The sequence below is a fragment of the Leucobacter komagatae genome (genome assembly GCF_006716085.1).
In the GTDB taxonomy this organism is placed as follows: Bacteria; Actinomycetota; Actinomycetes; order Actinomycetales; family Microbacteriaceae; genus Leucobacter; species Leucobacter komagatae.
Genome location: NZ_VFON01000002.1, coordinates 222,693 through 244,509, shown reverse-complemented (window position 1 = coordinate 244,509; position 21,817 = coordinate 222,693). Strand labels below are relative to the sequence as shown.

Annotated in this window: 18 protein-coding genes and 1 riboswitch; of the genes, 13 read left to right on the top strand and 5 right to left on the bottom strand. The window is 66.9% G+C overall.

What is annotated here, in order from left to right; all coding sequences use genetic code 11:
* Nucleotides 1-65 precede the first annotated feature (65 nt).
* From FB468_RS16000 to FB468_RS15990, 3 genes are all read right to left on the bottom strand, one after another.
* Nucleotides 66-1,247 (bottom strand): DUF4192 family protein, encoded by a 1,182-nt coding sequence (locus FB468_RS16000; protein ID WP_141888744.1) that lies wholly within the window; start codon nt 1,245-1,247, stop codon nt 66-68.
* 110 nt (nt 1,248-1,357) lie between these two features.
* A complete protein-coding gene (gene sufU / locus FB468_RS15995) occupies nt 1,358-1,825 on the bottom strand; it encodes a Fe-S cluster assembly sulfur transfer protein SufU (RefSeq protein WP_141888742.1) in 468 nt (155 codons plus the stop codon).
* Nucleotides 1,822-3,138, bottom strand: coding sequence for an aminotransferase class V-fold PLP-dependent enzyme (locus FB468_RS15990; protein ID WP_141888740.1), 1,317 nt, complete (start codon nt 3,136-3,138; stop codon nt 1,822-1,824). The genes sufU and FB468_RS15990 overlap by 4 nt, the downstream gene beginning before the upstream one ends.
* A 354-nt stretch (nt 3,139-3,492) precedes the next feature.
* Between FB468_RS15990 and FB468_RS15985 the strand changes: the two genes are divergently transcribed.
* Entirely contained in the window at nt 3,493-4,170 is a 678-nt protein-coding gene (locus FB468_RS15985; RefSeq protein WP_211359199.1) for a trimeric intracellular cation channel family protein, read from the top strand.
* A 6-nt stretch (nt 4,171-4,176) separates the two neighbouring features.
* Here the strand turns inward: FB468_RS15985 and FB468_RS15980 are convergent, their stop codons facing one another.
* A complete protein-coding gene (locus FB468_RS15980; RefSeq protein WP_141888738.1) occupies nt 4,177-5,406 on the bottom strand; it encodes an MFS transporter in 1,230 nt (409 codons plus the stop codon).
* Nucleotides 5,407-5,498: 92 nt separating this feature from the next.
* Between FB468_RS15980 and rsmI the strand changes: the two genes are divergently transcribed.
* Entirely contained in the window at nt 5,499-6,320 is an 822-nt protein-coding gene (rsmI, locus tag FB468_RS15975; protein ID WP_141888736.1) for a 16S rRNA (cytidine(1402)-2'-O)-methyltransferase, read from the top strand.
* A gap of 238 nt (nt 6,321-6,558) precedes the next feature.
* Here rsmI and FB468_RS15970 read toward each other — a convergent pair whose 3' ends face one another.
* Nucleotides 6,559-7,068 (bottom strand): GbsR/MarR family transcriptional regulator, encoded by a 510-nt coding sequence (locus FB468_RS15970; RefSeq protein ID WP_141888734.1) that lies wholly within the window; start codon nt 7,066-7,068, stop codon nt 6,559-6,561.
* Nucleotides 7,069-7,200: 132 nt separating this feature from the next.
* On the opposite strand from FB468_RS15970, the gene FB468_RS15965 reads away from it, so the two are divergent.
* From FB468_RS15965 to gcvH, 11 genes are all read left to right on the top strand, one after another.
* Nucleotides 7,201-9,222, top strand: coding sequence for a prolyl oligopeptidase family serine peptidase (locus FB468_RS15965; RefSeq protein ID WP_141888732.1), 2,022 nt, complete (start codon nt 7,201-7,203; stop codon nt 9,220-9,222).
* On the top strand, nt 9,222-10,814 hold the full coding sequence (locus FB468_RS15960; protein WP_141888729.1) for a peptide ABC transporter substrate-binding protein: 1,593 nt from the start codon (nt 9,222-9,224) through the stop codon (nt 10,812-10,814). Before FB468_RS15965 ends, FB468_RS15960 begins: the two co-directional genes overlap by 1 nt.
* A gap of 64 nt (nt 10,815-10,878) precedes the next feature.
* The gene (locus tag FB468_RS15955; protein WP_141888727.1) at nt 10,879-11,808 is read left to right on the top strand and encodes an ABC transporter permease; all 930 of its coding nucleotides are present in this window, start codon (nt 10,879-10,881) and stop codon (nt 11,806-11,808) included.
* Nucleotides 11,801-12,703 (top strand): ABC transporter permease, encoded by a 903-nt coding sequence (locus tag FB468_RS15950; protein ID WP_141888725.1) that lies wholly within the window; start codon nt 11,801-11,803, stop codon nt 12,701-12,703. The genes FB468_RS15955 and FB468_RS15950 overlap by 8 nt, the downstream gene beginning before the upstream one ends.
* Complete coding sequence (locus FB468_RS15945) at nt 12,700-13,686, top strand: ABC transporter ATP-binding protein (RefSeq protein ID WP_141888723.1); 987 nt, start codon at nt 12,700-12,702, stop codon at nt 13,684-13,686. The genes FB468_RS15950 and FB468_RS15945 overlap by 4 nt, the downstream gene beginning before the upstream one ends.
* Nucleotides 13,683-14,681, top strand: a complete 999-nt coding sequence (locus FB468_RS15940) for an ABC transporter ATP-binding protein (RefSeq protein ID WP_141888721.1) — start codon at nt 13,683-13,685, stop codon at nt 14,679-14,681. Before FB468_RS15945 ends, FB468_RS15940 begins: the two co-directional genes overlap by 4 nt.
* A 255-nt stretch (nt 14,682-14,936) precedes the next feature.
* Nucleotides 14,937-15,911, top strand: a complete 975-nt coding sequence (locus FB468_RS15935; RefSeq protein WP_141888719.1) for an FKBP-type peptidyl-prolyl cis-trans isomerase — start codon at nt 14,937-14,939, stop codon at nt 15,909-15,911.
* A gap of 68 nt (nt 15,912-15,979) precedes the next feature.
* A complete protein-coding gene (gene dxr, locus FB468_RS15930; RefSeq protein ID WP_141888717.1) occupies nt 15,980-17,059 on the top strand; it encodes a 1-deoxy-D-xylulose-5-phosphate reductoisomerase in 1,080 nt (359 codons plus the stop codon).
* Between the two features lie 51 nt (nt 17,060-17,110).
* Nucleotides 17,111-17,202: riboswitch (glycine riboswitch) on the top strand.
* 147 nt (nt 17,203-17,349) lie between these two features.
* Nucleotides 17,350-20,214 carry an aminomethyl-transferring glycine dehydrogenase gene (gcvP, locus tag FB468_RS15925; protein WP_141888715.1) on the top strand — a complete coding sequence of 955 codons (2,865 nt, stop codon included), beginning with the start codon at nt 17,350-17,352 and terminating at the stop codon, nt 20,212-20,214.
* A gap of 2 nt (nt 20,215-20,216) precedes the next feature.
* The gene (gene gcvT, locus FB468_RS15920; protein ID WP_141888713.1) at nt 20,217-21,371 is read left to right on the top strand and encodes a glycine cleavage system aminomethyltransferase GcvT; all 1,155 of its coding nucleotides are present in this window, start codon (nt 20,217-20,219) and stop codon (nt 21,369-21,371) included.
* 58 nt (nt 21,372-21,429) lie between these two features.
* Entirely contained in the window at nt 21,430-21,810 is a 381-nt protein-coding gene (gcvH, locus tag FB468_RS15915; protein WP_141888711.1) for a glycine cleavage system protein GcvH, read from the top strand.
* Nucleotides 21,811-21,817: the final 7 nt, after the last annotated feature.

The following is a 21,817-nucleotide window of genomic DNA, read 5'->3' as shown; positions in this document are numbered from 1 at the left end:
TGACCCGAATCTAGTGGGCCACCGGAGCGAAGTCGAACACGGTGGCGCACCCCAACAAAACCCGGTCACCGGTTTCCACGCATCGTCATTGGGAAGCTCCCACCATCAATGACCTCGCGGGCGAGCGACGCCACAGAGTGGCTGGGCGCAAGTCGCAACGCCTCGTCAATGTGCCTCCGGGCGACGGACTCGAAACCGCGCAGCCACCACGCGAGCGCCGAGAGCGCGATCACCGCCGGCCGGTTGCCCGGCGGAGTGAGCGGCGCGAGGAAAGCGAGCCGCTCTGACGCCGCGACGAGCCGGGCAATGGCAGGCCGGTACTCTGCCGCCTCGGCGTTCCCTGCGTGAACCGCGGCTGCGGCAGCGCTTAGCTCGTCAAAAACGCACGCCCAGCCCACGTCCGTCGACAGCTCGCACACGAGCCCCGCGGCCTCCACGTGACTCAACTCGGCAGCCGTGAAGAGCGCCTCAAGACGTTTTCGCCCGAGCTCGAACCTGCGCTCCCGTGAACCGGTGACGCTCGCGTCGACGTGCTCTCGGGCACGAGAACTCGGGTGATCCCGCTTGCTCTGCTCGGCGGTGATCGCGCGCTCGACGGCCGCGCGCTCTGCCCTCGGCACGCGCCTGAACTTCCCGAGCTCGGTGAGGGTTGGGAACCGTTCGCTTGTAGCGGCCGCGCTGCGCTCGATCATGCTGATCGGGTACCCGCCCACGGGTGCTGCGGTGTCGTACAGGCTCGCCCAGCCGTCGGGCGCGACGCAGCACAGTTCGCGGGGCGTCACGCCCTCCGCGGCGAACCGTTGATCGAGCTTCAGTGCGAGCTGTCGCCACGGGAACCCGCCCGCGTCGGCGAAGCTGAGCGAGCTCGCGATGACGACCGCGGGGGAGCCTGCGAGCGTCCGTCCCATCGTGTGCTGCAGGTACGAGACGAGCTCGGTGACGTACTCGTCGAGTGGCGCCGCAGCCTCGTCGCTATCGGGCAGGTCGATGCGCAGCGCGCCGTGCGCGCGAGCGCCTGAAAACAGCACGACGAAGAGACTGTCTGGCGCGGTGAACCCGACGAGTCGGGGGAGCGCGGCGAGGAAATCGGCGGTTGTGTCACAGCGGATGAGCTCGACGGGATCAGGGGCGGCGGGCGGCTCCGAGGTCGCCTGGCCGGCCGGCTCGTGAGGCAGCGGGAGCGCGCGCAGCGCAGGGCCGCGGTTGTGGGAGGAGAACGGGACTGGGGTCGCTTGGGATCGGTGCATGGGCCAATCCTCAGCCCCAGCGGCCACGCCGGTGCCCCTATCCACAGGGGAGGAGCGGTTGGCCCCCGGAGATCCTTATTGTGGACCGCGCGGGAGCCGCGCCGCAGCCGCTACTTCTTTGCGTCGACCTGCACGAGGTCGGCCTCAAGGGCGACCCACGCGAGCATCGCGCACTTCACGCGCATCACAAACTTCGAGACGCCCTGCAGCGCGACCGCGTCGCCGAGCAGCTCCTCATCGGGTTCGCCCTCGGTCTTGCCGTGGATCATCTCGCGGAACGCCGCGATCCGCTCGCGCGCGGTCTCGGTGTCGAGCGTCTCGTCGCGAACGATCTGCGACAGGATCGACGCCGAGGCCATCGAGATTGAGCACCCCTGGCCCTCCCACGCGAGCGACGTAATCTCGCCGCTGTCAGGATCCACCGCGATCGCCAGATCGATCTCATCGCCGCAGCTCGGATTGAACTCGTGATGGGTGGCCGTCAGCGACCCCTCCTCGGCGGCGAGCTCGCCCTTACCGATGGGACGCCGCGAATGGTCGAGAATAACCTCTTGATACAGTCCGTCGAGAGCGCTCACGCGGACACCTCCAATCCAAAGTACTGTTGTGCGCCGCGGAGGGCGTCGATAAACCGATCCACCTCGTCCTCGGTGGTTGTTGCGTGCACGCTCGCCCGCGTCGACGAGGCCATGCCGAGCGCACGGTGTAGCGGCTGCGCGCAGTGGTGGCCGACGCGCACCAGCACGCCCTGCTCATCGAGGAACTGGCCGACGTCGTGGGCGTGCAGACCCTCGACCGAGACCGCGGTGAGCGCGACGCGCTGCGAGGTGTCGGCCGGGCCGAGGAGCCGTACGCCCGGGAGCTCTGAGATACCCGCCACGAGGCGCTCGACGAGCTCGTGCTCGCGCGCGGCGACCCGGTCCATGCCGAGGTCGGTGAGAAACTCGGCCGCGGCGCCCAGGCCCACCACCTGCGAGACCGGCTGCGTGCCAGCCTCGAACCGCAGGGGCGGCGGCATGAAGTCGGCGCTTTCCATCGTGACCCGCGTGATCGCAGAGCCGCCGGTGCGCGACGCGGGGAGCGCGGCAAGCAACTCGGGCTTGCCGTACAGCACGCCGATGCCGTTCGGCCCAAGCATCTTGTGGCCCGAGAACGCGGCGAAGTCGACGCCGAGCTCAGCGAAGTCCACGGGGATGTGCGGTACAGACTGGCACGCATCGACGACGGTGATCGCGCCGACCGCGTGCGCGAGCTCGACGAGCTCTGCGACCGGCGCGACAAAGCCCGTGACGTTTGAGACGTGAGCGAACGCGAAGAACTTGGTCTTCTCGGTAAGCGCCTCGCGGGCGTCGTCGAGGGTCCACGTGCCGTCCTCGCGCACCGGGATGAAGCGGAGCGTCGCGCCCGTCTTCTTCGCGAGACGCTGCCACGGGATGAGGTTCGCGTGGTGCTCCGCCTCGGTGATGAGTATCTCGTCGCCGGCCCCGAGCTCATAGCGCTCCGACCCGGCGACGCCGTTGCCAGCGTTCGCTTCGCCAACGCCGAGCGTCACCAGGTTCAGCGCGTCGGTCGCGTTCTCGGCCCACACGATCTGCTCGGGGGCCGCCGCGCCAACAAACCCGGCGATGAGCGCGCGTGCGCCCTCAAAAGCCCCGGTGGCCGCGCCGACAGCGCCGCTCGTGCCGCGGTGCACCGCGGCGTTCGAGTGTTCAAGGAAGTTCCGCTCGGCGTCGAGCACCGCGAGCGGGCGTTGCGAGGTTGCTGCCGAGTCGAGATAGGCGGGGGCGAACTGCGGGGTCGCGCCTGCCGCGGCCCGCTCATCGATCGCCGCGAAGTAGGGAAACGCGGCGCGGAGGCCTGCGACTTCACCCGTGGACAGAGAGGCATGCATGGCTTCTATTCTTCCACTTTCGGAGCTCCCGCGGCTGGGGAGAGTCGGCGTCGGCCTACGCTGCGAGCGAAGCCGGGCTGGGTGGCGCGGGCTGGGTGGACTCGGTGGGCTGGCCGAGCTGGGTGGCGCGGGGCGCGGGGCGGGCAGGCGCGGGGCGCGGACCCGGGCCCTGGGCATCCCCTCCACCCCAAATTCACCGTTGCGCGCCAAATATCCCCGGAGATTGGGGCGCAACAGATTATTTGAGGGGGTGGGGAGAGGGAGGGGAAGGAAAGGGCGCCGGGCCAGCGGGCCGCGCCCCGGGCCCGCGCCCCGGGCCCGCGCCCACCCCGCGCATCGCCTAGGATCAGAGACGTGATCGGCGTTGTGATCTATGAAGCACTGCAGCTTGCAGGGATCTTGGCCTTTGCGCTGTCGGGCGCGCTCGTCGGCGTGCGCCGAAACCTCGACATCCTCGGCGTGATCGTCGTGGGTGCCGCCACGGGAACGGGCGGCGGGATCCTGCGCGACATGCTGCTCGGAGTGCACCCACCCGTCTCGTTCCTGCACTGGCCAAACCTCGCTGTCGCGGTTGCTGGTTCGCTCGTCGTGTTCTTCGTGCACCCGGGGCTCACCCGCATCCGCTACTTCGAGGTCGTGTTCGATGCGTTCGGCCTCGGCCTGTTTTCCGCGAACGGCGCCGCTCTCGCCTACGCGAGCGGGCAGACCATCATCACGTCAGTGCTCGTCGGAACGATCGCCGCGATCGGCGGGGGCGTGATCCGTGATGTGCTCGTGAACACCGTGCCCGGCGTACTTACCCGAGAGCTGTACGCGGTCTCGGCGCTTGTCGGCGCGGGGCTCGCGGTCGGTGTCGTGGCGCTCGGCGGCGGCGTGATCGCCGGATCCCTCGTCGGGGGAACCGCCGCGATCGCGCTGCGCCTCACCTCGTTCGCGCGAGGGTGGCACCTGCCCCGGCCGAAGTTCGCGCCCGAGCCGGTGCGCGGCACCCCCGAATCACCCGAGCCCACGCCGGGGAGCGCGGGCGCATAACCGGGATCAGACGTCGCGGCCTGTCCCTGACGGGGTGAGGATCCAGTTGAGTGCCCCCGCAACCGCGATGAACACGGCCGCGTAGAGCGGCAGCACGAGCGCAGCGGAGACACCAACGTTCTCGGCGATCGATCCGCCGACGGCCGAGGAGAGCGACTGGCCGAGGATGACGCCGGAGCCGAGCATCGTCATCACGGTCGCGCTGCGCCCCTCGGGGCTGCGCGCGGTGCCGAGGCTGTAGAGGGTGACGAGCAGTGGGCCGATCCCGATACCGGTGATCGCGAGGCCGATGGCGATCTGCGTGGCCGAGGCCGCTCCCGCGAGGAACGCCTCGCCGGTGAGCACGAACAGTGCGAACACGAGCCAGCGGTAGCGGAGCGTGAACTTCGGTGAGAACAGCGACACCGAGATCGCGAGAATCGCTGAGCCGATGCCCATGATGCCGTAGAAGAGGCCCGCGGCCTCGGGCTGGCCCTGCGCCTGCATGAACGCGGTGAGGGCCGTGAGGGTGCTGCCGAACACCATGCCGACGCCCGTGATCCCGGCGACGACGACGAGCAGCGACGGGCGGGCAAGCTCAGACGCCGGCGCCAGGGTCTCGGCGCGCTCGGCAGCCGACTTCGCAGGCGCGCTCGTGTGGTGCAGCGCGAACGCGATGATGAAGAGCAGCGTGAGTGCCGCGGCGGCGAGGATCGGGGTGCGCGGCCCGAAGAAAGTCGCCAAGACGCCAACGATGACGGGGCCGAATACGAACACGACCTCGTCCGCGGCCGACTCGTACGCGAGCACCTGCGACATCACCTTCGGGCGGCGCTCGGTCGGCAAGAAGTTTTGAATGATGAGCACGAGCCGCGAACGCGACATCGGCGAGGTCTGCGGGCTCGTGGCTCCGACGGCGAAGGCAACGGCGAGCATCGCCCAGTCTGGTGCCGCCGAGTACGCGATGAACGCGAGTCCGACGAGTGCGGCACTGTGGGTCACGGCCGCAATGAGCAGGGCGATCCGCTGGCCGTAACGGTCGGCCGCCGCTCCGATGAACGGGCCGACGATCGCAGAACCAATACCCACGACGGCGGAGGAGAGGCCGCCAAGCTGCAGCGACTCGCGCGCCGACACAACGAGCGTCAGCACGCCGACGACCATCATCGCGAAGGGGAGGCGAGCGACGAGCGCGAGGGGGAAGTAAGCGACTCCAGTGCGCTCGAAGAGCGTGGGCGATGGTTTCGAATCGTGCATAGCCGACCAAGCTTACCCGAGTGCTTAGGTTGGCGCACCTGCCGAATTCGCGCCGGTCACTGCCGCCCGCGAGAAGCCCGTAGCATTGGGGCATGATCCTCCTCGCAGCAACCCCGATCGGCAACCTTGGCGACGCATCGGCGCGGCTGCGTGAGACGCTCGCGAGCGCGACCGTGATCGCTGCCGAAGACACCCGGCACACGGCGCAGCTTCTCAGGCTCCTCGAGATCGAGGCCCGCCCGGAGCTCGTCGCGCTTCACGACCACAATGAGCACGACCGGGCGGCGACACTCGTCGAACGCGCAAAGCACGAAGACATCGTGCTCGTGAGCGACGCCGGTATGCCCACGGTCTCAGACCCCGGCTTCCGCGTCGTGCAGCTCGCCGCCGAGGCAGGTGTTCAGGTGAGCGCGATCCCGGGGCCGTCGGCCGTGATCACGGCCCTCGCGGTCTCGGGTCTGCCCACCGACAGGTTTGCGTTCGAAGGCTTTCTGCCTCGGAAAGCCGGTGAGCGGAGCCGGTTGCTGCGGGAGCTTGCCGGTGAGCGGCGCACGCTCGTGTTCTTCGAAGCGCCCTCTCGCCTCGCGACGTCGCTCGCCGACCTCGCCGACGCCTTTGGAGCCGACCGCCCAGCCGCCGTCTGCCGCGAGCTGACCAAGATGTACGAGGAAGTGAAGCGCGGTGGGCTCGGCGAGCTCACCGAATGGGCGCGGGCCGGCGTGCGCGGCGAAATCGTCGTCGTCGTCGGTGGCGCCACGGCGTCAGCCGCGTCACCGGAGGCCGCGCTGGCCGAGGTGCTCGAGCGCGTGGCAGCGGGGGATCGCCTGAAGGACGTCACGCGTGAGGTCGCCGAGGCGTCGGGGCTGTCGAGCAAGGAGCTGTACGCGGCGGCGCTCGCGGCGAAGCGCGCTTAGGGCTGGGCTCGGCTCTGCCTGAGCCGGCTGCTCTGCTGGGACTGCCCTTGCGGGGCCGTCCCTCACCCCTTCCCTGGCCCGCGCACCGAACGTGATCTGCAAAAGCAATGCCGTTCTTGGGCTGTATGCCAATAGGGACCGTCGAACGCAGATCAAGTGAGGTGGCTCAGCCGGTGAGCGACCCCAATTAATGAGTCTGCCGCCCAGTGAACGGAGAGAGCTTGCGAGTCGGTATGCCCTAGCGAGTCGTCTGCTTTTGCTCATCGAACCACACGAGGATTGCCCTCATGCGCCGCTCAACCTCGACGAAGTAGTCGTTCATTTGCCGCAGGTGGGTAGCAGCGGGGGACTCCTCGTCGCCGAGCGCCTCGAGGGTCGTGAGTGCAAGTGTGGAGTACTCCTGGACGCCGGCGATGCCGTCCTCCTCCATGTTGCGCCAGGCATCGGGATGAATGACAAGACCTGTCTGGCGGCTGCCGCTCAACCCAACCCGCAGTGCGAAGCGTTTCTCAAGCAGCGCCCGCGTTGCGGTGCTCACAGCGCCTAGGCTCGCGTCGAGCTGGTCGCGGAGCTCTGCCTGGGTGAGAGGGCCGTCGGCGACGAGGAGGCAGCCGAGTACTCTGCCGTTCATACGCGGCATCCAGCGGATGCTTTCGACGAGGAACCCAAGGGCCTCGACGAACTCAGCCCGCGCTTGGTGGCTCCGATTCGCGGGATCTTCCGCTGCGGGCCGTTGTTCGTTCTGCACAGTTCTCCCTTGTGTGGTGACTATCGCTCGACTCTACCGGGGCGATCGCACCGAAACAATGCAAAAAATAAAGTTTCAGTAATTTCTGAAAATAGTGTTAATGTCGAGCAACCCCAACTCGAAGGTGAGTCAATGACGGAACACACACCCCACTCGTTTGCAGCCGACGCTGCCGCATCCGCCGCACGGTTTGCCTGGCTGAACACGCCGGGCGCTGAGGTTGAAGCCTGGATCGATGCCGAGAACGCGCGCGCTGACGCGCACCTCGACGCAATCCCCGGAATCGATGCGATCCGCGCTGACCTGACTGAGATTCTCGGCGCAGAGGACCAGTCCCTCCCGAAGGCGGCAGGTGGCCGCACCTTCCAACTTCGACGCGCACAGGGTGAGGAACAGCACTCGCTGTGGGTGAGCGACGCCACGGGAGCCCGTGTGCTCGTCTCGGCCGACGTGCTTGAGACGACGACGGACTCGATCGCAACCTTCTCCCCAAGCCCCGATGGTGCCCACGTGGTGTGGACCGTATCGACAGGTGGGGCCGATTGGCAGCTCGCCCGCATCCGTGACGTGGTTACGGGTGAAGACGCCCCTGACATGCTCACTGGGATGAAGTGGCCTGACCTCGCATGGCTTGACGACCGAACGTTTGCGTACATGTCGTGGGATATGCCTCCGGCGGGCGAGGAGCTCACCGCACTCAATTCGGGCGCCCGCATCCGAGTGCATCGGGTCGGCACGGAGCAGTCGTCCGACCCTGTCATATACGAGCCGCGCGAGACGACCTGGGTCATCCCCACAGCCTCGGCCGACGGTCACTGGCTGTTCCTCGAACAGCTCAAGGGAATTGTGCCCGCGACCATCCTCCGCCGACCGCTGCCGCTGAGCGACGCGGATGTCTGGGAAACGGTGCTTGACGAGGAAGGGCCTGACTCACTCGTCGGTGCTCACGAGGGCGCGACTCTCGTGCTGAGCTACCGCGGCCACTCCGCCGGGCGACTACTCTCGGTCGACGCGGCCGGAACCGAATCAGTGCTCTACGAGTCGCCGGAAGATGAGCCACTCTCGGATGCTCACCAGCTCGGTGCGAACTGTGTACTTATCGCTCACGCGCTCGAAGGGACAAAGTTCACGGTCGTTTCAGCGGTTGACGGCTCAGTCGCGCAGCGCGACACGCTCCCCGCGAGTAGCGTGCTGCAGCGGTCGGCCACTCTCGGCGCTGATGCGCTCGCACTGGACATCGAGGTCATCGGGGGAGCACGAACAGTCGCCCGCGTAGAACTGACCGAGTTGGCGAGCTTGGCCGCGGAAGATTCGTCGCCGCTCACCGTCGAAACGCACTGGGCGACGAGCGCCGACGGCACTCGGATCCCGATGCGCGTGGTGCGGGCCGCGGGCGTCACGCCCGCTGGCGACGCGCGGGTCTTCCTCTCGGTGTACGGCGGATATTCGGTGCCGTTCGCGACAAATGGTTTCAGCGCCTGGCACCTTGCCTGGCTGCGCGGCGGCGGCGTACTTGCCTATGCAGGCGTGCGCGGCGGCGGCGAGCTTGGCGAGAGCTGGCATCAGGCCGCGCGACGCGAGCGGAAGCAGCTCGGGATCGAGGATCTCATTGCGTGCGCAGAGTGGTTCGAAACCGCGGGCTGGGCTGGGCCGCGCAGCGTCGCAATCAACGGTATGTCCAACGGCGGGCTCATGACTTCGGCCGCGCTTGTGCAGCGGCCAGAGCTATTCGGGGCCGTCATTACGGAGGTGCCCGTCGCAGACATGCTGAACTTCCATCGCTACACGGCCGCGCACGGCTGGATCGCTGAGTTTGGCGACCCTGACGCGCCCGCTGATCGCGAGTTTCTTGCGGCGTACTCGCCGCTGCACAACGTGTTCCCGGGGCGCAGCTACGCGCCGACGCTTGTGCTCACGGCTGACCAGGATGACCGGGTGCCTCCGGGCCCACACGCCTACCCGCTTGCTGCCGCGTTACGAGAGACGGTCGGGGGCGAGTCGACGACATTCCTCCGCGTCACGCGCAACGCGGGCCACGCGACGGGCCGCTCGCTCGCTGACACGGTCGCTGAGCGCTCCGCAGCCCTGGGGTTTGCCGCATGGGGCATCGCACATTCTTCACCCACTAACACCGAAGGAAATGGAGTCGCATAGTGAAGTATGCAACAAAGCGCAGGAGCAGAGTCGCTCTTGCGGCCGGGGGAGCCGCCCTCGCTCTCTCGCTGCTCGTCGGCTGCTCAGTCCCCGGAGCCGGTAGCGGCGACGGGTCGTCAAGTTTCAAGATCTCGATGTATGACCCGGTGAACCTGACGCCCGCAAACACCTGGGATTACAACCTCTCAAAGATGCTGTTCACGACGCCGATGGATCTCGATGCTGAGACCGGCGAACCGGTTCCCGCAGCCGCCAAGTCCGTGGAGTCAGACGATCAACTCACCTGGACGATCACGCTCCAGGACGGCTGGAAGTTCCATAACGGCGAGCCCGTCACCTCCGCGAGCTTCATCCGGGCGTGGAACGCCGCTGCGCTCGGCAAGAACGCTTGGTTGCAAAACGGAAGCTTCAACAAGATCGCGGGATACGCTGATCTCAACCCAGCGGAGGGTGAGGCGACGACCACGGAGCTGTCTGGCCTCACTGAGGTGAGCGAAACCGAGTTCACGGTAACGCTCACAGAGCCTTTCGGCCTCTTCCCGTACCTGCTCACCTCGAATGCGTTCGCGCCGATGCCTGAAGCTGCCTTTGAGGACATCGATGGCTTCGGCAAGAAGCCGATCGGAAACGGCCCCTACTCAATCGACAACGCCTATGAGCCCAACCAGCCTGTCGACGTGACTCGGTTCGACGAGTACCAGGGCAAGGCCGGCAACGCAGAGAAGATCACGTTCGTTCCGTATCAGAGCCAGGACACCGCGTTCAATGACCTCTTGGCTGGGAATCTTGACATCGTCTACCCGGTTCCGCCGGACCGTCTCGCAGAGGTCGACGGCCTTGTCGACGGACGCACTGCCGTCTCGAAGATCCCGAACCTCAACTACCTCGGTTTGCCACTCTGGGATGAGCGCTTCGCCGATGTCAAGGTTCGCCAGGCGCTCTCGCTCGCGATTGACCGTGATGCTTTCACCGAGAAGATCCTGAATGGTGCGGGCGCGCCTGCGAGTTCGATCGCACCCGACACCGTCGTCGGGGCGCAGGAGGGCGTTTGCGACGCCTGCACGTACGACCCCGAGCGGGCCAAGCAGCTACTCGAAGAAGCGGGCGGCTGGTCTGGCGAGATGGTGCTCTACGGCGACCAGTACGCCGGCCGTGACCAGGAGCTGCAGGCGATGGCGAACCAGTTCAAGAAGGTTCTCGGAATCGATGACGTCACTTTTGAGTTGAGCAGCTACGCGAAGCACGCCGAGATCGTTGACGCCAAGCAGGCGCAGGGTCCCTTCCAGCTGTATATGGGCGCCTACTACCCGCACGTCTCCGACTTCCTTGGCCCGCTCGTTACAACCGACGGCTATGGCAACAAGACGGGCTACTCCAACCCAAAGGTTGACGAACTTGTCGCGCAGGCGAACGCTCTCCCCGTCGAAGAAGGCTTGCCCCTCTTCGAGGAAGCCGAACGCCTCCTCTGGGAAGACCAGCCGATCATCCCGCTCTACTACGGCTACTACACGGCAGCCTGGTCCGAGAACGTGAAGTCCGTACCCGTTGGCTTCAGTGGCCTCGGCGACCTGCGCGACGTGCAGGTGAACTAGCTCACCACGCGGATACCGGGGTGGCGCGTCGCGTCGCGCCACCCCGCCCGCGCGAGAGGAACCGATGGCCGGTTACATCTTCAAACGCCTGCTTCAGGTGATTCCCGTATTCCTGGGGACAACCTTCCTGATCTTCGTCGTCGTGTATGCCCTTCCGGGCGACCCGATTGCCGCGCTCGGCGGTGGCAAACAGCACCTGTCACCGTCTGTGTACAACGAGCTTCGCCAGCGCTACAACCTTGACGACCCCCTGCTCGTTCAATACGGCAAGTACATGCTGAACCTGTTCCAAGGTAACTTCGGCACGGACTTCCAAGGGCACGAGGTCTCCGCGATCATCGCGCGAAACTGGCCGACGAGCATCATGCTCGGCGCGACAGCTTGGGCGATGCAGGTGATCGTCGGAATCCCGCTCGGGGTTTGGGCCGCGCTCAACCGCGGTCGGTTCCCTGACCACCTGGTTGGCATCGTGACCACGCTTGCGTTCGCGGTTCCCGTGTTCGTCGTCGCGTACGTCTCTCAGATCGTCTTCGGCGTGCAGCTCAAGTGGTTCCCCGTCGCTGGCGTCTCCGCGGGGTGGCCAGTCGCATTCATCGTGCCTGCTGCCGCGCTCGCGATCATGGGGCTCGCAGCAACTGCGCGCCTCACACGGTCAAGCCTGATCGAGAATCTGCAGTCGGACTACGTTCGCACCGCGATCGCAAAAGGTATGCCACGCCGCAGGGTTGTCACGAACCACGCGCTGCGCAATTCCCTGATCCCAGTCGTGACGTTTCTCGGCATCGAATTCGGTGCCCTGATGGGCGGCGCAATCATTATCGAGGGCATCTTCAACCTGCCGGGGCTCGGCAACCAGATCTTCCTCGCCATCGGCCAGCAGAACGGCCCAACGGTTGTCGGCATCTCGACGCTGCTCGTCATCGTGTTCCTCGTCGTGAACCTGCTCGTCGACGTGCTCTACGCCTACCTAGATCCGAGGATTCGCCATGCCTAACCCAGCTACTGCGCCCCGCACGGAGGCAATCGTCACCGCGACCAGGCGTAAGCCACCCGCGATCCTCGCTCTGCTGCGGCGACCGGGGTTCGTGATTCCCGCGGCGATCGTGATCCTATTTCTCTTTATCTCGATCGTGCCGCAGCCGTTCGCGGCGCTGTTCGGCAACGGCGACCCGCGAGACTGTGACCTCGCGTTCTCGGGAATGCCACCTACGTCGGGGCACCCGTTCGGGTTCGATGTGCAGGGGTGCGACCTGTACGCGAACGTGATCTATGGGGCACGGCCGTCGATTACGATCGCGATTGCTGTCACACTCACGACGATGGCTATCGCAGTTGTGTTGGGCCTGCTCTCCGGCTTCTACGGCGGCTGGTTCGATACCGTGCTCGGGCGCATCACTGACGTGTTCTACGGCTTCCCGTTCATGGTTGCCGCGATCGTGATCCTCACGGCAATCGGGGTTCGCAACATCCTCACGGTATGCATTACGCTCGCGATCTTCTCGTGGCCAACGCAGACGCGCGTCATGCGCTCGACGGTGATGAGTGTGAAGAACATGGAGTATGTGCGAGCGGCGCGGGCGCTCGGCGCCTCGAATGGGCGGATCATGCGCAGGCATATCCTCCCGAACGCGATCCAGCCCGTCATTGTGCTGTCGAGCTTGAGCGTCGGCGGGATCATCGCCGGTGAAGCCGGCCTCACGTACCTCGGCGTCGGCCTCCAAGCCCCCGCGATCTCTTGGGGCCTGCAATTGAACACGGCGCAGAGCTACTTCAACTCGCACCCGCACCTCCTGTTATTCCCGTCACTGTTTCTCTGCGTCACGGTGCTCGCCTTTGTTGTTCTCGGCGATACGGTGCGCGACTTGCTCGACCCAAAGGTGCGCTCATGACAACGCAACTTCTCTCGGTAGATGGGCTGAACGTCAGCTTCGGCCGCGACCAGCAGACCCCCATCCCAGCGGTGCGCGATGTCACGTTTAGCGTCGCGAAGGGTGAGTGCGTCGTCGTGCTCGGCGAATCCGGATCTGGCAAGTCCGTGACGGCGCAGTCGATTCTCGGCCTCCACGATCCCCGCACGACCGCGGTGACCGCTAACCGGCTCCACCTGGGAAACGAAGACCTGCTGTCGGGCGACCTCAACCGCGTTCGTGGTAGTCGCATTTCAATGGTGTTTCAAGACGCGCTGTCGGCGCTCAACCCAGTGCACCGCGTGGGTGCCCAGATCGCGGAGGCCCTCCGCGTACATCGCGGGATGGGCCGCAAAGAAGCGGGCAACACCGCCGTTGAGCTCATGCGTGCCATGCAGATTCCCGACCCAGAGCAGAGGGCGAAGAACTACCCGCACCAGCTCTCCGGAGGCATGCGGCAGCGCATCATGATCGCGATGGCCCTCGCGCTCGAGCCTGAACTCCTCATCGCGGACGAGCCAACGACCGCGCTCGACGTGACCGTGCAACTGCAGATTCTGCAGCTGCTCCGACGCATGTGTGCCGAGCGCGACATGGCTCTACTCATGATCACGCACGACGTGGGAGTCGCCGCGGAGATGGCCGACAGGATCGTCGTGATGTACGCGGGGAAGATCGTCGAGGTCGGGTCGGTGCACGAGGTGCTTGGCAACCCCAAGCATCCCTACACCCGTGGTCTCCTTGGCTCGGTCCCGCGCATCGACCTCACCGCGCTTCCAACGCCGATTCCGGGCGGCCTACCCGACCCCCGACGGCTGCCTAGCGGGTGCGTGTTCGCGCCGCGCTGTCCGATCGCGACATCGCTGTGTGAGGCGGATCCGCCGCCCATGCAGCACGGCGCTACTGGGCGCGAGCTTGCGTGCCACCTCGAACACGTTGACGAAACTGACGGAGCTAGCTCATGACGAACGCACTGTTTACGGGTTCCGGCCTTGCGAAGCATTTTGCGGTGAAACGGTCGGGTGGCCGTGGAAAGGCGACGGTGTACGCGGTTAATGGCGTTGATCTGGCGATCGCGCCGGGCGAATGCCTCGCGTTGGTGGGTGAATCCGGCTGCGGTAAGAGTACGCTCGCCTCACTCGTGAGTCTGCTTGAAGAACCGAGCGCGGGCGACGTGCGTTTCGAAGGCGCCCCAATCGGCACTGATCGCGGTTCCAGGCTGAGGTTTCGGCGTGACGTGCAAATCGTGCTGCAAGACCCGTTTGCTTCGCTGAACCCTCGGATGACGATCGAGGACATTCTCTGCGAGCCCTTTGAAATCCACGGGGATCTCGCGCCGCGTGCAGAGTGGCGAGGGAGAGTGACCTCGCTGCTCGAACTCGTCGGCCTCGGTGCCGAGCACCTCGAGAGGTACCCGCACGAGTTCTCTGGCGGGCAACGACAGCGCATTAGTATCGCGCGGGCTCTCGCTGTCGAGCCTCGGATGCTTGTGCTCGACGAGCCGCTCTCGGCGCTCGACGTATCGGTGCAGGCGCAGATCGTGACGCTGCTCAAGGATCTGCAAGCCAGGCTCGGGCTCAGCTACCTGTTCATCAGCCACGATCTCGCTGTCGTGCGCAGTATGGCCGACCGGGTAGCAGTGATGTATCTCGGAAGGATCGTAGAGGAGGGGCCAACGGAGCGCGTGTACGCAGCCCCGAGCCACCCGTACACGCGCGCCCTCCTGTCGTCGTCCCCGATCCCTGACCCTGCCGCGCGGGAAACGCGGCAGCGCATCCAGTTGACTGGGGAGGTGCCGAGCCCCATTGACCCGCCGTCGGGCTGTCCGTTCCGCACACGCTGCTGGCGGGCCGTTGAAGCCTGTTCGACTGGGCGGCCCGAGCTCGAGTCGCGGCCAGCGCCGCATGGTGACCACCGTGTCGCCTGCTTCCGCCCGGGGACGGAGGAACCGGGGGCGTAGCGGACTCCCAGGCCCGCGCAGGGTATGTGATCTGCAAAGGCAATGCCGCTTCGGGGCTGTTTTGCAATAGGGAACGTCGAACGCAGATCTAGTGAGCTGCCCAGCCAAGGGCGGGCCGAAGATGCCCCGCGGAAGCGCCCCGAGACCCGGCCGCGGGGCCCGGATGCGGCCCGCTCCCAGCCTCAGACTCACACGATGGCCCAGACTTGAAGTACATTTGACCCGTCTGATCCCATCGACGAGAACAGGATCCCCGTGAAACTCTCCCGCCTTCTTCTGCCGACGGCCATTGTCGGCGCGCTGCTGCTCACCGGTTGCACGACCGGCAGCACGACCACTATCACCAAAGATGCGACAGGCGAGAGCTGCGCACCCGCCGGTGCCGCGAGCAAGTCGATCAAGGTGACGGGTGACGTCGGTGGCGAGATCAAACTGACCTCGAAGACCCCGATTGAGATCGGCGATAAGACCGAGCGCACCGTGCTGAAGGAAGGCAAGGGGGAGGTCTTCGCTGAGGGCCAGGTCGCGACCGCGAACTACACGATCTTCAGTGGCAAGACCGGCGAGGTTGTGAACATCGCACCCGATATGAAGTTCCCGAACGACCCAGCGCAGTTCGTCGACGCCGAGTGGGCCTACGACGCCGTGCGCTGTGGCGCAGTCGGGCAGCGTACCGCTATCGTGACCTCCGTCGGTAAGGCTCTCGGCGACGTCGACCCGGCGGAGCGCGGGTTCACCGATCTGAAGAAGACCGACGCGTTCGTGTTCGTGTTCGACTTCACCGAGGCAGACGAAGTTGCCGAGCCGTGCGAGAAGCTCGAGCCGCGCGACGAGAAGTTCCCTGAGGTTGACCTGGGCGACGGCAAGTCCGAGCCCACGATCACGATCCCGAAGTGCATGGAGCCGCCCGCCGAGCTCGAAGTCAAGGTGCTCGAGGAAGGCGACGGCCCGGTAGTTGCGGGCGACGAGAAGATCATGACGAACTACGTCGGCGTGAAGTGGAACGGCGGGGAGCGGTTCGACGGCAACTGGAGCGAGACCGGTATCGAGTTCTCGACGGCCGAGGGCGCGCTAATCCAGGGCTTCACTCAGGCGATGGTCGGTCAGAAGATCGGCTCGACGGTGCTGGTCACCATCCCGCCCGAGCTCGGCTACGGCGGCAGCGCGGGCCACGAACTCCAGAACGACACGTTGACCTTCGTGCTGCAGCTCGTCTCGAAGGTCGAATAGTCTAGCCCGGCCCCGGACAGCGGGGCTCGGGTCGCACCGCACAGCGCGCCTCAGGCAGAATAGTCTGCATGAGGCGCGTTGTGATTTTGGGGTCCACCGGTTCGATCGGCGAGCAGGCGCTCGACGTGATCAGGCGCCACCCCGACAGGTTCGAGGTCGTTGCGCTCGGAACCGGGCGTAACGCCGAACGGCTCGCTGAGCAGGCAGCCGAGTTCGGCGTCGAATACACGGGGCTCGGGGTTGACGCGGCTGTGCAGCTCGCGCGCGATGTCGACGCAGACGTCGTGCTCAACGGCATCACCGGCTCCGTTGGCCTCGCGCCGACGATCGCGGCGCTCGAGGCTGGGCGCACGCTCGCCCTCGCGAACAAGGAGTCGCTCATCGTCGGCGGCGACCTTGTGAAGCGGCTCGCGAAGCCCGGGCAGATCGTGCCCGTTGACTCCGAGCACTCGGCGCTCGCGCAGGCCCTCCGCTCAGGTGCGCACGAGGAGGTGCGGAGGCTCGTGCTCACCGCGTCGGGCGGCCCGTTCCGCGGGCGCACCCGCGACGAGCTGCACGGCGTCACGCCGCAGCAGGCGCTCGCGCACCCGACGTGGGATATGGGCCGGGTCATCACCACGAACTCGGCGACGCTCGTGAACAAGGGGCTTGAGGTCATCGAGGCCCACCTGCTGTTCGACATCCCCTACGAGCAGATCGACATCGTCGTGCACCCGCAGTCGATCGTGCACTCAATGGTCGAGTTCATTGACGGCTCGACGATCGCGCAGGCGTCGCCCCCCGACATGCGGCTGCCGATCGCGCTCGGTCTCGCGTGGCCCGAGCGGCTGTCGAACATCGGGGTTCCCATCGACTGGACGAAGCCGGCGACCTGGGAGTTTGAGCCCGTCGACAACGAGGCGTTCCCCGCGCTGAACCTCGCGAAGCAGGTCGGTGCGGCGAAGGGCACGTTCCCCGCCGTGTTCAACGCGGCGAACGAGGAGGCCGTCGACGCGTTCCACGACGGGAAGATCACGTTCACTGGCATCGTTGACGCGGTGCGCGAGGTCGTCGACAGGCACGACGCGCCGAGCGAGCTCACGCTCGACACGCTCGCCGAGGCCGAGCGCTGGGCACGCGCCGAGGCGCACCGGCTCTTCGCGGCGTAGCCCGAGCCCACAGGGCAGGGTAGACTCTGCCGTAACAACTGAATACGCCGTTGAAGCATTGCGGGAGAGACCGGGTGAGCCCCGGCGCCGTAGGAGCAAACCCTCCCTGGGAAACTCTCAGGCCCCTGTACCGCAACGCCTAGGCAACTCTGAAAAGCAGCGGGTTTCCCGCTCACCGAAGGTGCAAGGGTGCAGTGGTGGTTTCACTCGCTCGAATCTCTCAGGTCACAGTACAGAGCGGGGAGGATCTTTACGTTGGTCGCGCGCGACCCCGATATTGGAGATCCTCTGTGACATCACCAGCACTGTCCGTACCCTTCGAGAACCGCCACATAGGCGTCACCTCTGACGCCGACCAGCGGGTCATGCTCGACGCCCTCGGGTTTGAGAGCCGCGCGGCCCTCGTCGACGCCGCCGTTCCCGCCGCGATCCGCAGCGCGCGCCCGCTTGATCTGCCCGACGCGCTGAGCGAGGAGGGCGTCCTCGCAGAACTCCGCGGCCTCGCATCGCAGAACGTCGTGAAGACGCAGCTCATCGGGCAGGGCTTCTACGGCACGCACACGCCGCCGGTGATTCGCCGCAACGTGCTCGAGAGCCCCTCGTGGTACACGGCGTACACGCCGTACCAGCCCGAGATCTCGCAGGGCCGCCTCGAGGCGCTGCTGAACTTCCAGACCATGGTCGCTGACCTCACGGGCTTGCCCGTCGCGAACGCGTCGATGCTCGACGAGGCGTCGTCGGCTGCAGAGGCCGTGCTGCTCATGCGCCGCGCGAACAAGGCGAAGGCAGACGCGAAGACCGTCGTCGACGCGAACCTCTTCCCGCAGACGATCGCCGTCATCACGGGCCGCGCGGAGGCGCTCGGCTTCGAGGTCGAGGTCGCAGACCTCACTCAGGGCCTGCCCGACGGCGAGATCTCGGGCATCGTGCTGCAGCAGCCCGGAAACGATGGCGCGGTCGTGGACCACGCGGCGGTGATCAAGGAGGCGAAGGATCGCGGCGCGATGGTCACCGTCGCAGCCGACCTCCTCGCGCTCACGCTCATCACCTCGCCGGGCGAGCAGGGAGCCGACATCGCGGTCGGCAACACGCAGCGCTTCGGCGTGCCGCTGTTCTTCGGGGGGCCGCACGCGGCGTTCTTCGCGGTGCGCGAGGGCCTCGAACGCTCACTCCCGGGTCGCCTCGTCGGCGTCTCGAAGGATCAGGAGGGCCGCACGGCTTACCGCCTGGCGCTCCAGACGCGTGAGCAGCACATCCGCCGCGAAAAGGCCACGAGCAACATCTGCACCGCGCAGGCGCTCCTCGCGATCACCGCGTCGATGTACGCCGTGTACCATGGCCCCGACGGGCTCAAGCGGATCGCTCAGCGCACGCACGCGCACACCCGCGCGCTCGCCGCAGCCCTCTCGGGCGTCGGCGTTGAGCTCGTGCGCGACTCGTTCTTTGACACGCTCTGGGCGCGCGTTCCCGGCGTCGCTTCGAAGATCGTCGCCGTCGCGGCTGACGCGGGGCTGAACCTCCGCCTCGTCGACGCAGACACCGTCGGCATCTCGCTCGACGAGACGACGACCGCGCAGACCGTCGCGGCCGTCGCCGAGGTCTTCAGTGCCGCGGTGCCCGCTGCCGTCGCCGCCGGAGAGTACGCCTTCCCGGCAGAGCTCACCCGCACGAGCGAGTACCTCACGCACCCGATCTTCCACGAGGTCCGCTCGGAGACACAGATGCTGCGCTACCTCCGTCGCCTCGCCGACCGCGACCTCGCGCTCGACCGCACGATGATCCCGCTCGGCTCGTGCACGATGAAGCTCAACTCGACCGCCGAGATGGAGTCAATCTCGTGGCCCGAGTTCGCCGGGATCCACCCGTACGTGCCCGCCGACCAGAGCGCCGGCTGGCGCGAGCTCATCAGCCGCCTCGAGAACTGGCTCCTCGAGATCACCGGCTACGCTGGCATCTCGCTGCAGCCGAACGCCGGCTCGCAGGGTGAGTACGCGGGCCTCCTCGCGATCCGCAGCTACCACCTCGCGAACGGCGACACTGGCCGCGACGTCTGCCTCATCCCCGAGTCCGCGCACGGCACGAACGCCGCCTCGGCGGTGCTCGCGGGCATGCGCGTTGTCATCGTGAAGAACACCCCGACTGGCGCGATCGACCTCGACGATCTCGACGCGAAGATCGAGCAGCACCAGGCGGCGCTGTCGGCGATCATGATCACGTACCCGTCGACCTACGGTGTGTACGACGCTGATGTGCGCGACGTCTGTGACCGCGTGCACGCGGCGGGCGGCCAGGTGTACATTGACGGCGCGAACATGAACGCGCTCGTCGGCCTCGGCAAGCCGGGCGAGTTCGGGGGCGACGTCTCGCACCTGAACCTGCACAAGACCTTCGCGATCCCGCACGGCGGCGGCGGCCCCGGCGTCGGCCCGGTCGCGGTTGCCGAGCACCTCAAGCCCTTCCTACCGGGCAACCCGGCGGCGGGCCTCGGCTCAGCCGGGATCCAGACGACCGACGGGATTCCCGTCGCGGCGACCCTCTTCGGCTCCGCTGGCGTCCTGCCGATCTCGTTCGCGTACGTCGCGATGATGGGCGGCGAGGGGCTCACCCGCGCGACCGAAACCGCGCTGCTCTCGGCGAACTACATCGCCGCGCGCCTGCGCGAGCACTTCCCGGTGCTGTTCACGGGCGAGACCGGGCTCGTCGCGCACGAGTGCATCCTCGACCTGCGGGAGCTCACCGCGAAGTCGGGCGTCACCGCCGAGGACGTGGCGAAGCGCCTCATCGACTTCGGCTTCCACGCGCCGACCCTCGCATTCCCGGTTCCGGGGACGCTCATGGTCGAGCCGACCGAGTCGGAGGATCTCGGGGAGATCGAGCGGTTCATCGAGGCGATGATCCAGATTCGCGCGGAGATCGACGAGGTCATCGCGGGCACCTACGCGATCGAGGCGTCGCCGCTGCGCGGCGCTCCGCACCCCGCCGCGGTCGTTGTCTCCGACAGCTGGGACCGCGCGTACACCCGCGAGCAGGCCGCGTTCCCGAGCGAGCGCCTGCGCGTCGACAAGTACTTCCCGCCCGTCTCGCGCATCGATGGTGCGTTCGGCGACCGCAACCTTGTCTGCTCTTGCCCGCCCATCGAAGCCTACGAGGACTAACCATGACTGAGAACATCACGGCACAGCCCAAGCACACCTCGCTGCACGGCGAGCACGAGAAGCTCGGCGCATCGTTCACCGATTTCGGCGGATGGGACATGCCCCTGAAGTACGGCAGCGAGCTCGCGGAGCACCGCGCTGTTCGCGAGACCGCCGGTCTCTTTGACCTGTCGCACATGGGTGAGGTCTGGGTGTCGGGCGACGACGCCGCTGCATTCCTGAACACCGCCCTCGTCGGCAACTTCGCCGTGACGGCTGTCGGCAAGGCGAAGTACTCGCTCATCGTGAACGCCGAGGGCGGCATCGTCGACGACCTCATCGTCTACCGCATCGCCGAGACGCGCTACCTCGTCGTGCCGAACGCGGGCAACGCCCCGACGGTCGCGCGCCTCCTCACCGAGCGCGCCGAGGGCTTCGCGGTCGAAGTCACCGACGCGTCTGCCGACACCGCGCTCATCGCCGTGCAGGGACCGAACTCAGAGGCGATTGTGCGCGCCGTCGTCGCAACCGACGACGAGCGCGCCGCGGTCGCGGGCCTCGCGTACTACGCGTGGACGGCGGTCACGGTCGCGGGTATTGACGTGCTGCTCGCGCGCACCGGCTACACGGGCGAGGACGGCTTCGAGCTGTACATCCCGGCCGACCGCGCGCCCGAGCTCTGGCAGCTGCTGCTCACCGCGGGCGAGAGCCACGGCCTCACCCCTTGCGGCCTCGCCTCGCGCGACTCGCTGCGCCTCGAGGCGGGCATGCCGCTCTACGGCAACGAGCTGAACGTCGACACGACACCGTTCGAGGCGAACCTCGGCGGCGTTGTCTCGTTCAAGAAGACCGAGAACTTCGTCGGGCGCGCCGCGCTCGAGGCGGCGAAGGAAGCGGGATCGCGCCGCGTGCTCGTCGGGCTGAAGGGCCTCGGACGCCGCGCGGGTCGCGGCGGCTACGCGGTCTTCACCCCGCTGTCCGAGGTCACCGACGAGGCGCCGCGCGAGATCGGCGTCATCACGAGCGGGCAGCCCAGCCCGACCCTCGGCCACCCGATCGCCCTCGCGAAGCTCGACGTGAGCTTCGCCGAGCCGGGCACGACCGTCGAGGTCGACCTGCGCGGCAAGCGTGAGCCGTTCGAGGTCGTCGCGCTCCCGTTCTACAAGCGCGGCGCGTAGTCTCGGGCAACGCACAGCACACCCCCACAGCACCCCACAGAAAGAAAACGAGAACACCATGAGCCAGGTACACGCAGGATTCCGCTACTCCGAAGAGCACGAGTGGATCGATGAGCAGAGCCCCGCAACCGTCGGCGTCAGCCAGGTCGCGGCCGACGCGCTCGGCGACGTCGTCTACATCGAGCTGCCCGAGGTTGGCAAGCAGCTCACCGCGGGCGAGGTCTGCGGCGAGATCGAGTCGACGAAGTCGGTCTCTGACCTCTACAGCCCCGTCACGGGCGAGGTCGTCGAGATCAACGACGCCGTCGTCGCTGACCCCGCGCTCGTGAACAGCGACCCGTACGGTGCGGCGTGGCTGTTCCGCGTTGCCGTCACCGCTGAGGGCCCGCTGCTCTCAGCAGAGGAGTACGCCGCCGCGAACGACGCAACCGTCGCGTAGCGCGCCC